This is a genomic window from Paenibacillus sp. FSL H7-0716 (assembly GCF_038002705.1).
GTDB lineage: Bacteria > Bacillota > Bacilli > Paenibacillales > Paenibacillaceae > Paenibacillus_AQ > Paenibacillus_AQ odorifer.
Map to the genome: position 1 here is coordinate 296736 of NZ_JBBODA010000001.1, position 12787 is coordinate 309522.

At 37.3% G+C, this 12787-nt stretch carries 12 protein-coding genes; 9 read left to right on the forward strand and 3 right to left on the reverse strand.

What is annotated here, in order from left to right; translation table 11 throughout:
- Nucleotides 1-15 precede the first annotated feature (15 nt).
- The 8 genes from MHH60_RS01405 to MHH60_RS01440 all read left to right on the forward strand — a co-directional run bounded on the left by MHH60_RS01405 (nucleotide 16) and on the right by MHH60_RS01440 (nucleotide 9898).
- On the forward strand, nucleotides 16-1938 hold the full coding sequence (locus MHH60_RS01405; protein ID WP_256715048.1) for a BglG family transcription antiterminator: 1923 nt from the start codon (nucleotides 16-18) through the stop codon (nucleotides 1936-1938).
- Between the two features lie 136 nt (nucleotides 1939-2074).
- Nucleotides 2075-2392: a PTS sugar transporter subunit IIB gene (locus tag MHH60_RS01410; RefSeq protein WP_076105684.1), complete on the forward strand. Its 318-nt coding sequence runs from the start codon at nucleotides 2075-2077 to the stop codon at nucleotides 2390-2392.
- A 41-nt stretch (nucleotides 2393-2433) separates the two neighbouring features.
- Nucleotides 2434-2757 carry a PTS lactose/cellobiose transporter subunit IIA gene (locus MHH60_RS01415; RefSeq protein WP_076105685.1) on the forward strand — a complete coding sequence of 108 codons (324 nt, stop codon included), beginning with the start codon at nucleotides 2434-2436 and terminating at the stop codon, nucleotides 2755-2757.
- A 51-nt stretch (nucleotides 2758-2808) separates the two neighbouring features.
- Nucleotides 2809-4122, forward strand: a complete 1314-nt coding sequence (gene celB, locus MHH60_RS01420; protein WP_076133308.1) for a PTS cellobiose transporter subunit IIC — start codon at nucleotides 2809-2811, stop codon at nucleotides 4120-4122.
- Nucleotides 4123-4163: 41 nt separating this feature from the next.
- A complete protein-coding gene (locus tag MHH60_RS01425; protein WP_076133306.1) occupies nucleotides 4164-5669 on the forward strand; it encodes a glycoside hydrolase family 1 protein in 1506 nt (501 codons plus the stop codon).
- 216 nt (nucleotides 5670-5885) lie between these two features.
- Nucleotides 5886-6206 (forward strand): ArsR/SmtB family transcription factor, encoded by a 321-nt coding sequence (locus MHH60_RS01430; RefSeq protein ID WP_038571021.1) that lies wholly within the window; start codon nucleotides 5886-5888, stop codon nucleotides 6204-6206.
- A 2-nt stretch (nucleotides 6207-6208) separates the two neighbouring features.
- Complete coding sequence (locus MHH60_RS01435) at nucleotides 6209-6625, forward strand: SRPBCC family protein (protein WP_076133304.1); 417 nt, start codon at nucleotides 6209-6211, stop codon at nucleotides 6623-6625.
- Nucleotides 6626-6727: 102 nt separating this feature from the next.
- Complete coding sequence (locus MHH60_RS01440; RefSeq protein WP_076133302.1) at nucleotides 6728-9898, forward strand: ATP-binding cassette domain-containing protein; 3171 nt, start codon at nucleotides 6728-6730, stop codon at nucleotides 9896-9898.
- A 58-nt stretch (nucleotides 9899-9956) separates the two neighbouring features.
- Here MHH60_RS01440 and MHH60_RS01445 read toward each other — a convergent pair whose 3' ends face one another.
- Nucleotides 9957-10505 carry a TetR/AcrR family transcriptional regulator gene (locus MHH60_RS01445; protein ID WP_076133301.1) on the reverse strand — a complete coding sequence of 183 codons (549 nt, stop codon included), beginning with the start codon at nucleotides 10503-10505 and terminating at the stop codon, nucleotides 9957-9959.
- 185 nt (nucleotides 10506-10690) lie between these two features.
- On the opposite strand from MHH60_RS01445, the gene MHH60_RS01450 reads away from it, so the two are divergent.
- Entirely contained in the window at nucleotides 10691-11860 is a 1170-nt protein-coding gene (locus MHH60_RS01450) for an MFS transporter (protein ID WP_076133299.1), read from the forward strand.
- 50 nt (nucleotides 11861-11910) lie between these two features.
- Here the strand turns inward: MHH60_RS01450 and MHH60_RS01455 are convergent, their stop codons facing one another.
- Together MHH60_RS01455 and MHH60_RS01460 are read right to left on the reverse strand one after the other, a co-directional pair.
- A complete protein-coding gene (locus MHH60_RS01455) occupies nucleotides 11911-12306 on the reverse strand; it encodes a cupin domain-containing protein (RefSeq protein ID WP_076133297.1) in 396 nt (131 codons plus the stop codon).
- An 18-nt stretch (nucleotides 12307-12324) separates the two neighbouring features.
- The gene (locus MHH60_RS01460; RefSeq protein WP_076133295.1) at nucleotides 12325-12645 is read right to left on the reverse strand and encodes a carboxymuconolactone decarboxylase family protein; all 321 of its coding nucleotides are present in this window, start codon (nucleotides 12643-12645) and stop codon (nucleotides 12325-12327) included.
- Nucleotides 12646-12787 lie beyond the last annotated feature (142 nt).

Consider the following 12787-nt stretch of genomic DNA (forward strand, 5'->3'; position numbering starts at 1 on the left):
GAAAGAGGGATAGAATTGTTTTCAAAGCGGCAAAAAGAAATACTTTTATACTTAATTAATTCTAATCAACCTGTCACAGCTGCATGGATTTCTAAAGAACTGAATGTTAGTGATCGAACGATCCGTAATGATTTAAAGGAACTACAAAATATATCTTCCGGATTAGGTCTGAAAATAGAATTGATTCGTGGGAAAGGTTTCGCAGCAAAAATTACTGATATAAATCTATTTCATCAGGAATTTGGTGATTTAACAAGTGATAAGAACAGTTATACTACGATTGACTTTTCTGAACAAGACAATAGGGTCTTTTATTTGTTGAACCGTTTTTTATTGAAAAATAACTATATCAAATTAGCGACGATTGAAGATGAGATGTTTGTTTCTAAATCCACAATACAAAATGATTTAAAAGAAGTGCGTAAAATACTAGAAAATTACAACCTGAGTATAGTAAACCGCCCCCATTACGGCTTGTATATAGAGGGGGATGAATTTATGAAACGAATATGTTTGTCCAATTATTTATACAAAAGAGAAGAAGAACTCGATCCAACTCACGTGAGCTCTAGTTTATTTGATAAAGATACATACAAAAAAGTAAAAGAAATAATCGTTGATAAAGTAAACAACTACAAAATCGAAATATCTGATATTTCTTTAGATAACCTTGCCATCCATTTAATTATAGCTTGCAAGAGAATTGAAGAGGGCTTTCTAATTGATAATCCTTCAGTACATCTAAAAGAAGATTATCCTTTTGAAAAAATAGTGAGCCAAGAAATTGTTAAAGAAATAGAAGACTTTACCGGACTAGAGTTTCCTGATTCGGAGATCAACTATGTTATTATCCATTTGGTGGGTACGAAGTTGCTTCCAAAAGAAAGTTTGTCAGAGTACAGTAAGCTGGATGAAGTGGGTACCATTGTAAGATGTATACTGAATAGATTAAAAAACGAATCCAATTGGGATTTTAATGGTGACGTTGAATTCATTCAAGCTCTGACCCTTCATATCAGGCCTGCGATGAACAGAATCAGGTATAAAATGAATATTCGAAATCCTTTGTTAAAAGAAATTAAAATAAATTTTCCGGCGGCTTTTGAAGGAGCTCTTATAGCCAGCAAGTGTATTAACAACTTTTTAGATTTAGAAGTTGGGGAACATGAGGTGGCTTTTATTGCTTTACACATTGGAGCTGCTTTAGAAAGAATGAAAAGTAAAAATAAAAAGGTCAAAAGAGTTATTCTTGTATGTGCCTCAGGTGTGGGAAGTGCAAAATTACTCTATTACCGTTTAATCAATCTATTCGAAAACAAGATTCATGTTGTAAATACAATTAGCTATTATAAATTAGCAGAAACCGATCTATCCTCGATTGATTTAGTCATCAGTACAATCCCTATCAAGGAAAATATAGGAATACCTGTTCATGTAGTGAAAACCTTTCTAGATGATACAGATCTGGATCAGATCAGGAATCTCTTATCTTCTTCAGAACAGCCGGGAGAAGCTCATATTTATCTTGATCCGTTCCGGATATTTGTGAAAAAAGAATTAACAACAAAGGAAAGTGTTATTCATTTTTTAAGTAGTGAGCTGATTAAGCAAGGTCTTGTTCCTGACCATTATGAATCTTTAGTATTAGATAGGGAGGTACTGGCTCCAACAAGCTTTGGTAATCTGGTGGCCATTCCACATCCAACTACTCCCGTAACGAAAGAAACCTTTTGGACGTTATGCACGTTAAAACGGCCTATTCGTTGGAATGATAAGCAGATGGTGCAGTTAATATGTCTGTTAAATATAAAAGAAGGAAATAGTGGCGATCTAGATAGTATGTATAAGAAACTTGGTTCCCTTATTGAAGATAAAGAGATCGTTGAGCAAATTCTTGTTAAAGATTCTGCGGAAGAAATCTTAGAGTTACTGAAATGAAATAACGAGAATCTGCGTTTTTACACTGCAAACGTTTCCTATTGTTTTTGGAAAAAGGTTCGCTTAAAAAGAAAGCTGTTTAGCGCTAAACTGAGGTTGTTAGTAAATACAACAGTATTTAAGGGGGAGAACAATAATGAATACAATTATGTTAGCGTGTAATGCAGGGATGAGTACAAGTTTATTAGTAACTAAAATGCAAAAGACCGCTGAGGAAAAAGGAATACAAGCTAATATTTTCGCGAAACCAGTTACTGAAATTGAACTTACGTTGCAAGAAAAAAACGTAGACGTCATCCTATTAGGTCCACAAGTGAAATTTATGAAAAAACAATTAGAAGCTAAACTGGTCGGTAAAAATATTCCGATTGAAGCGATTGATATGCTGCATTACGGTATGATGAACGGCGAAAAAGTACTAGAACAAGCATTAAAGATAATTGAGAGCAAATAAGCGATTAAGCAAATAGAGAGAGACGAAGGGAGCGGTAAGTAATGGTAGATGAAGTGAAAGAGGAATACTATACTGTGGCATTTAACATCATAAGCAATGTCGGCGCAGCTAAAAGCTCAGTAATGGAGGCGCTCTATGCAGCAAAAGAGGGGGATTTTAAAGGAGCGGAAGAAAAGTTAGAAGAATCAAAGCAATTTTTTAGAGAAGGCCATAAAATGCATAAATCATTAATCAAAAGAGAAGCAAATGGAGAACAACTTCAATTCTCACTGATTCTTGTTCATGCTGAAGATCAACTAATGAGTGTAGAAACCATTTCTCTGCTTGTTACAGAAATGATTGAACTATATAAGCGTGCGAAATAAATAAATTAACGCTGCAAAATACCCCTTTCAAGAAAGGAAAGTGTAGCACATATGAAAATAACGGACTTCTTAGAAGAAAAGGTAATGCCTGTTGCGGGGAAAATAGCTGCACAAAGGCACTTATCTGCACTCCGTGATGCGATGGTCTTGACTATCCCATTTATAATTATTGGTTCAGTATTCTTAATACTAGCTTATCTGCCCATTCCAGCCTATTTAGATTATTTAACTGCTCATCCAGGTATCAAAACTGCCTTGTTGTATCCCTACGGTGGCACATTTAACCTAATTGCATTAATTGCTACTATTGGCGTGGCATACCGATTAGCAGAGAGTTATAAAGTCGATCCGCTATCGTCTGGGATAGTAGCTTTATGTTCCTTCTTTATTATCACACCTAATTCAACCTTTACGGTAGATAATGTGACTACCACAGCGGTGAATGTTGTTTATTTCACTAGCCAAGGATTGTTCGTAGGATTGATCATTGCCGTTTTGACAACAGAAATATTCCGCAAGATTGTCCAAAAGGATATTGTTATCAAAATGCCGGACGGAGTTCCGCCAACAGTTGCGAGATCTTTTACAGCACTAATTCCGGGGTTTGTAGCAGTCATGAGCGTTGTCGCGATTCGTTTGCTCGTTGAGAACTTCACCTCTTTTGAGAGCGTTCACAAAATTGTGGCACAACTTCTCCAAGAACCTTTAACTGCTGTTGGGACAAGCTTAGTAGGAACTATTATTGTTTTCTTACTTGCCAATTTATTGTGGGCTGTAGGTCTGCACGGTTCTTCTATTATCGGCAGCACCATTATGTTGCCCGTCTGGCTTCAGCTGTCAGCAGCCAATGCCTCTGCACTTTCTGCAGGCATGCCTCTTGAGAATATCGCTACTGCAGAATTCAAATTCTTTATCTGGATAGGTGGCGCAGGTACCACGCTAAGTCTAGTTGTTTTAATGTTCCTGTTCTCCAAAAGTAAGCAGATGAAGCAAATAGGACGAATAGGTATTGGACCAAGCTTATTCAATATTAATGAACCCGTTCTATTCGGACTACCGATTGTATTGAATCCGATTATGTTAGTTCCGTTTCTCATTACTCCAATCGTTACTGTTCTGCTCGCATATCTATCCATGTCTTTAGGAATCGTGGCCAAACCAATCGGAGCATTGCCACCTCCAACAACGCCGATATTTATTTCAGGATATTTGGTAACGCAAAGTATCTCGGGAATTGTCTTGCAGCTTGTTAATTTCGTGGTAGCGATTCTTATCTACTTCCCGTTCTTCAAAGTTTTAGATAACCAGAAATATAAAGAAGAACAGGATAACCGTAGTAATGAAACTGAAAGCGTTTTAGCTTAGTAGCAAAATATTAGATTGATTAAAAAGAAGGAGGTAACAACATGGGATTTCCACAGGGATTTTTGTGGGGTGGTGCAACTGCAGCTAATCAATATGAAGGTGGTTACAATGAAGGAGGTCGAGGATTAGCCGTTTCTGATCTGATGACTGATGGCACAAAAGATTCTCCGCGCAAAATATTTTATCAGTTTCCCGATGGCCGCGAAGGAGTAATTGGACAAGGTGCCTGCATACCAATCGGAGCTAAAGGCATTTTAAAAGAAGGATATTATTACCCAAGTCATAATGCGACGGATTTCTACCATCATTACAAAGAAGATATTGCTTTATTTGCGGAGATGGGATTTAAAGTTTATCGATTATCCATTTCTTGGACGCGAATTTTTCCAAATGGTGATGATGAAATAGCTAATGAAATGGGACTGGAGTTTTATGACAATGTTATAGATGAATTGCTGAAATACGGCATTGAACCTCTGGTAACATTATTGCATTTTGATATGCCTCTTAATCTGGCTGATAAGTATGGGGGCTGGACCAACCGTAAGCTAATTGATTTCTATTTAAGATTCGCCGAAACTATATTTGTGCGTTGGAAAAACAAAGTGAAATATTGGGTCACTATTAATGAAGTGAATGTGCTTGGAGGCTATTGGACTTTGGGGTTAGCTTCAAATAATATCAAGGAAGGAACCCATTCTAATCAAGGCGAAACTCCCCTCGCTGATGCAGGTGACAAATTACAATCTATCCATCATCTTATGGTTGCTTCGGCTTTAGCTAATAAACTGGCACGAACGATTAATCCTAACTTTAAGATGGGAGCTATGTTGGCATTATCAGGGATCTATCCAGCAACATGTCATCCAGATGATGTATTTGGGGCCTATGAATTCAGAAGAAAAGCGTTAATTTTCTCAGATGTAATTTTACGAGGCTATTATCCAAATTATGCCCAAGCCATTTTTGATGAATATAATTTCGAGTTAAAAACAGAGTTTGGTGATGAAGAGATCCTAAGGCAGTATACTTCCGATTTTCTAGCGTTTTCTTATTACCGTACAACTGTATTTGATCGTTTTTCACCTAACACAACAACAACTGGTGGACAACAAGGTTCGCCTAACCCGTATCTTAAAGCAACACCGTGGGGTTGGCCAATCGATGCAAAAGGTCTGCGTTTTGTATTAAATGAGCTATATGATCGCTATCAAAAACCTCTGTTTATTGTTGAAAATGGAATGGGCAACATAGATAAGGTTGAAGAAGATGGTAGTATCAATGATGATGAACGTATCGACTACTTAAAAAATCATATCAAAGAAATAAAAAACGCTATCGAAATTGATCATGTGGATCTGATAGGTTACACACCTTGGGGCTGCATAGACATTGTTTCTGCTGGAACGGGTGAAATGAAAAAGCGTTATGGCTTTATTCACGTCGATCTGGATGATAAAGGAAACGGGTCGTTTAAACGTTCGAAGAAAAAATCATTTTATTGGTACAAAAATGTTATCGCTACTAATGGAGAACAATTAGATTAAATATTAAATCGTAAAACGAAAGGATTCATCTGGAGGCATTATCAAAAGCAGTCCTAAGCTGAACTTGCTCTTGGTAATGCTTTTTTTTCTGGATTGTTGACATGTGACCATTTGGTGTCTTATAATCAATTAGACACCAAATGGTGTCCTATTAGGTAATAAAGATGGATACTAGGTGACATTACAGGAAATATTACGGAAAAGGTGGGGGTGGTTGTGAGCGACAATAGTCAAGTGAGGGATGTTTATGACGCTGTTGCGGATCCAACAAGACGAAAGCTTCTTCAAATTCTGGCTGATGTTGATGAATTACCTCTGTATGAGATAACGATTCATTTTGAAATGGGTCGTACAGCCGTTTCGAAGCATTTAAATATACTTAAAGATGCTGGTCTCGTAATTGCTCGAAAGGTTGGCAGAGAGACGAGGTATCGGTTGAATGCCAATCCTTTGAAAGAAATTCAAGATTGGGTATCTTTTTATGAAGGATTCTGGAAGCAAAGAATTGATAAATTAAAACTTATATTGGAGGAATAACTATGAAACCAGATGTATCATTAGATTTTCAATTTACAAGTTCGATCGAGAAGGTATGGAATGCTTTAACGGATTCGGATACGCTTGCGAAATGGATTTGGAGTAATGATTTTAAACCCGTCGTTGGTCATAAATTTCAATTCCGTGCTGAGCCAAATGAATGGTGGGATGGAATTGTAGATAGCGAAGTACTCATCGTGGATGAGCCTCATACGTTATCTTATACTTGGAATAGTGTGGGAGAAAGTACTACTGTTACTTGGACTGTGAGTCAAGATTCAGAGGGGAAGGTTAATCTCCATCTAGATCAATCAGGATTTAGTGAAGAGACGAAAGCCCGCCAAGGAGCCATCGAGGGTGCTAAATATGCTTGGACAAATATGGGTGGTCAGCTCGAAAAGGTATTAGCAGAATTGTAATTCAAGAATAGGGCGCTTTTCTGGAACAGGGAAAGTGCCCTATTTAATGGAATAAATCATGGCAATACTAGATGAAGAGAATGGAGATGAGATGAGCTTACTATGAAAATAAATCAATTAATTGTGAACAATATTAACAGATTAGAAACGGTACTGCCAGTTGATGAGTCGTTAGGAATTGCTGGTTTGTCTGGATCTGGTAAAACAACTTTTTGTCAAACGATTGGGGAAGAATCAAAAAAACGTCTCGTTTCCTTATTGCCAAAAGCTGAATACCAGTATTTATTCCCAAATATTATGGAGACTAATTTCAGTGCGATCAAAATGGAAGCAATGCCCCTTGTTCTTTTTCTTGGTAGGTCATCCATATCTTCAAATCCTCGGTCAACCATTGGCACACATACAGGTGTGTTTACTGAAATTCGTGTCACTCTTGCTGAAAAATATAATCTCTCTCCAGAGGTTTTTTCATTTAATAATGAATTAGGTTGGTGTCCTGATTGTAAGGGGCGTGGAACTACAAAAAATATCGAGTGTAAAAAGTGTCAAGGAAAACGCTACAATCAAGCAGCTGAACAATATAAAATTGAATTATTGGATCAATCACAGAGTATTTCCGATCTAAACGACTTTAGCATCGAAACCATTTTTAAACTAGCAGAAAAGCTTAATATAAGTGAGGGTAAACAACAAATTCTGAAAAATATAATCAATATGAATATTGGTTATTTAACATTAAATCGTATTATGGGTACATTGTCAGGCGGAGAATTAACACGACTTTACTTGGCAGAATTCATGGCAACAAGTGAAAATACCGTGATTATCATTGATGAAATCTCCGTGGGTCTCGATCACCAAACGCTATTGAAGATTTTAGCGGAGATTAAACAATTGGGATATAAAAATCAAATTTGGCTCATTGACCATTCTGACACGGTGCTGGATACAGCGGATAAACACTTGTTCTTTGGACCTGGCAGTGGCAAATACGGCGGGAAAATAGTTGAGGAATCACCACGTCCTGAGCCCATCAATAAAGAACTAAATCAGGCAGCACCTGCAGAATATTATCAATTTCATGATCTTTATTGCCGTAATATTCAAATGGTCGAGATTCAGATTCCCCAAAATAGACTGGTAACTTTTACTGGTGAGTCCGGATGTGGTAAATCTACGCTGGTTAATGAATGTATGGTCAAAGATTTTCTAAAGCGTTATTCCAAAGATAAGCTGGTGATCGTAGGGCAAGATCGAAATCAGTCGATTACCAGTCGCTCGACCGTTGCCACTTTTCTTGATATTAAAAGGAAACTCACAAAGTACAGTGAGGATATTGATGATATTTTTGAGCGCTCGATTGAAGATATTATTGTTGAACTGCCAAATGAGGACATTGCTCATAAAAGACTAAGCTTATTGATCAAGCTTGGACTTGGTTATTTGACGTTGGAGCGAAAAACACAATCCTTATCCACGGGTGAATTTCAATGTGTCCATTTAGTTTCTGAGCTGTTTGCGGGCTCCAGAAATCCACATACACTTTTTATTTTTGACGAGCCCTCCAAAGGTTTATCACAAAATATTTTAAATCAATTCATTGACAGTATTAGGGACATTTTGCAGGATGAATCTGTCTCCATAATCATGATTGAACATAATTCTTATATGTTAGATAACTCTGATTTTATCGTTGATTTTGGCAAAAGACAGCTTGCACCTGTGGAGCATCTTGATGTTCTCAGTCATGATGATTATTATCGTCAACAAAACAGTGCAGATAGCGTGGCGCCTGCGCACATTTCTTCAACACTCCAGCAACAAAATGGAATTGCCTATTTAAAAGAAGATCAGATCGCCTATTTTAAAAATGCAGAGAACATCTATAAAGGTGGCATATTAAAAAGCTTATCCTCCATGGCCCGCCTGATTTATGGTGAATATGAATCGGATACGATTGCACCTGTCATCGCCATTGATCTGGAACGACACTTGTTTAGTCAGTTTACTTTCCTTTATGAAATGGGTGGCTTGATCAACCATATTGTGGCAGCGCATCCCACTAATAAGGATACAAAAAGCTTTGATTTCTATCAATCAGACAATCATTGTCCAAGCTGTAAGGGTCGCCGTGTGATTGAAGAATTTGATTTTGATATTGTACTTCAGGACAAGAACGTACCTTTTTGGGACGGCTCATTACATCCAGATGCGATGGAGATTCTGAAATTCTATCAATTACCAAAAATAAAATTCATCTTTGATGAGTTAAAGAATGAGCTCGGACAGGATATTAGCAAAAGTTATAATGAGATGACAGAAGCTGAAAAACACACCTTTTTATACGGGTATTGGGAAAAGTCCTTCTATGATAAAGCAGCTAAAGCCTCGAGAACTTGGGAAGGCTTTAATACCATTATCGGGAACTATATGGTCATCTCGAAATCAATTATTAAAGAGTATATTAAAGCGTCCAAAAAAACGATTACCTGTCCAATCTGTCAAGGAACGGTGTTAAATCATCATAAAAAGCTTAAATTCGGCGACACTGATATTCGCGAGCTTATTGGGATGCCCCTTGATCAAGTCATTAGCACCGTTGGTGAATTACAGGTACTAGAAAAAATGAAAGCCATCGTGGGCGGAGATATGGTTTTGACAGAAGAGGTCTCTCTATTACCCAGGGAAACACAAGTCGCTCTAAAAATGCTTGAACTAGAGTTAGGAAGTTTTGCGCAATATGAAATGGTGTTACAAAACGCCTTGCCATTCTGGGACATTATTAGCGGCAGTATCGAATCCATCAGCAGGAATAACCGGATTACGATCTGTGATTTTGCCAATATCCACGAAACAAGAGAAAATATCATAGATAAGTATTTCACTAATGGAAAATATAAAAAGCTGACTTATGTCTATGAAGCGTTTGGTTACAAAAAAATCGTCACCTTAATTAATAAGATTAAAGCAAGCCATCCCTGTCCATTCTGTAAAGGAAAAAAAGTTATTTCGGAAGATGGACTTCATGATGGCGTATATAAATTAACGATTCCTTGTGTTAGTTGTTATGCGAGTGGCATCAATGATGAAGGGCGTAAGGAAATTGTTGAAGGTATAGATGTGCAAACTTGGCTAACGGGTAAAGTAAGTGACGTTATTTCTGAAAGCTTAAATATTGAGGCTGTTGCTGAAATTCCAATTTTCAATCGTATTCGTGAGTTGAATAAACAAGAGATGATGGCAGTTTACCAATTTCTTGAGCAAAATAATTAATTAAAGCCCAACCTCCATCGGTTTATGGAGAAGTTGGGCTTTTTTGGTATTTGGAAATTTAGGATAGGTTATTTTCTAATAGAATTTCCAGTTGATTTTCCATAATGTCAGGTGGATAAGGCATTTCGTTAGTAAACCACCATTCCACGATCCCTACGTACGCTGGTGCAATAAACTGAAGAATAATGTCTTCGTATAATCCCTGTTTTTTCCCCTCTGTCATCTCCCATTCATTCTTGATATCCTCAATGACAAACTCAAGAAACCGGCTCCGAAAGAAGGGAGCTCCTTTACTAGATAACATCGCTGAAAAGAATAAATAGTTTTGTTCAAAATATTCGAACCAGGTCAACTTACGATTTGCTGAGTTAACCTCAGACTCAGTGCTGCAGGATTCTCTAAGTTCATGGATATGTTCCTCAATTAACTTGTCTAATAAATCGTATTTATCCTCGTAATGTAGATAAATCGTTCTTCGGCTAACATCTGCTCTGTCAGAAATATCTTTTATCGTTATGGAATCGAAATTCTTTTCAGACATCAGTTCAGTCATTGCTTTTTTTATGGCTGCCTGAGATTTAAGTATTCTTCTATCAACCTTTGTCACGTAGCTTTACCAACTTTCCTGCAGAAAATTAACAGATCGAAGTAATGTGTGAATTATTACACGGATCACTGATATTTGCTAATTGAAGAAAATCAGCTCATCTATAATAATACACATGAGGGTAATAATTCACCAGTGTTTACTTTCGAGTATAAAACAAAATTATATATAGGTAAGGGGTTAACATGGCAAAACAAAATCATCTGTATTTACTCATTCTAATTATAGGAGTCTTCGGCATCTTAACAACTGAAATGGGGGTAATAGGAATGTTACCTTTAATTGCAGATAACTATCATGTTTCAGTCTCCAAAGCAGGTTTGTTAGTTAGTCTCTTCGCACTTGCTGTCTCTATTGCTGGCCCTACGATGCCGTTATTATTCTCTAGTTTAAACCGTAAAAAAGTCATGTTGCTTGTACTTGGTATTTTTATTCTTGGGAATATCATTTCCATTTTCACATCAAACTTTAATATGTTGTTAATTGCTCGTGTGATTCCCGCCTTTTTTCATCCAGTTTATTGTTCGTTGGCTTTGACAGTAGCTTCTACTTCAGTCAGTAAGGAAGAAGCTCCAAAAGCTGTCTCTAAAGTCATGCTGGGAGTGACAGGAGGAATGGTTCTTGGCGTACCCATCACTAATTATATTGCTAGTCAGAGCTCAGTAGATATGGCGATGTTCTTTTTTACAATCGTAAACGCTCTAGCCTTCATAGCGACGTTATTATTTGTACCCTCCATGCCAGTGAAGGAAAGAATTTCATACGGATCTCAAATAAGCTTATTAAAAAAGCCAATTGTTTGGTTAGCCATTATTGCAGTCGTACTTATTGGATCCGCAACAGCTAGCGTTAATAGTTACATCGCAGAATACCTTGAGTCTATTACACATATTTCGGGGAAGACGTTAAGCTTAGTGTTATTGCTATATGGATTAGCCAGCTTGGCTGGAAACTTTGCAGGGGGAAGATTACTCTCTAAAAATGCGATAAAAACAGTCATAACATTCCCAATTATATTAGGAATCATTTATCTATTATCATTTGTAACGGGTGCGTTCACAGGACCTATGATCATAACAGTTTTATTATGGGGTTTGTTCTATGCAATAGGTAATCTGATCAGTCAATACTGGATTACATCTGCGGTTCCTGAGGCGCCAGATTTTGCTAATGGTTTATTCCTATCCTGTGGTAACTTAGGAATAACCATGGGTACAGCAGTAGGTGGATTATTCATAACAGGAATGGGTACACAATACATCGTTTTAGGAGGAGTATTATTTTTGGCATTGAGTTTATTCTCGATTTTTCTGAGAATTCACTTCTTTAATCCGGCTAAATTGAAGTCAAGATAGCCATTAGAAAAAGAAGAACCGCATCGAATCCATAGACCCGATGCGGTTTTTTACAATTGATTATAAAGCTCAGCATCAACAGGTTCTAACCACTCTGTTTCTCCGGGTGAAATGGCTAAGTGGACAAACCAACTGTCTTTTGTAGCACCATGCCAATGTTTTACGTTCGCTGGAATATTCACAACATCCCCGGTTTGGAGGAATTGAGCTGGTTTGCCTTCTTCTTGATACCAACCCTCACCACCGGTAACTAATAATACTTGTCCGATTTTATGGGAGTGCCAGTTATTGCGAGCTCCCGGGGCAAAGGTTACATTCCCAATAGGTGCATTCAAAGGTGTCGTGTCAGTATAAATCATCTGCAAGTATGCGTCACCTATAAAATTTGCTTCAACCTTTTGTCCGAGTGGAAAGATAGTACTGTTGCTTAGTTGCTCATTAGCCATAATAAAAACCTCTTTCCTTTAATTTTTATAAATTTCTTTGGCAATATTAAATGCCGACCAAGCTTTAGGCCACCCTACATAAAACGAAAGGTGCGTGATGATTTCCGCTACTTCATCTTTTGTGACTCCGTTTGCCTTTGCTTTATGCAGATGTGGGGTTAATTGTTCGAAGTTTCCTCCTGAGATTAATGCTGTAACTGTAATCATGCTGCGGTCACGTGGAGATAAGTCTTTCTCTCTTGACCACACTTCACCGAATAAGATATCATCGTTCAGTTCAGCAAATTTCGGAGCGAATTCTCCTAATAAGTCTCGGCCTGCTGTTTGTTTTTCAGCCATGTAAGAACATCCCTTTCATCGATGATTAACTGCTTTCAAAATGAAGTATAGACCTTAAAGTACACTTTAAGGCAAGCCATAAAAATGGATTCATACTCCGACCTTTGGTTTTTTATTAATTTAAGTATATCCTTTGAATAGA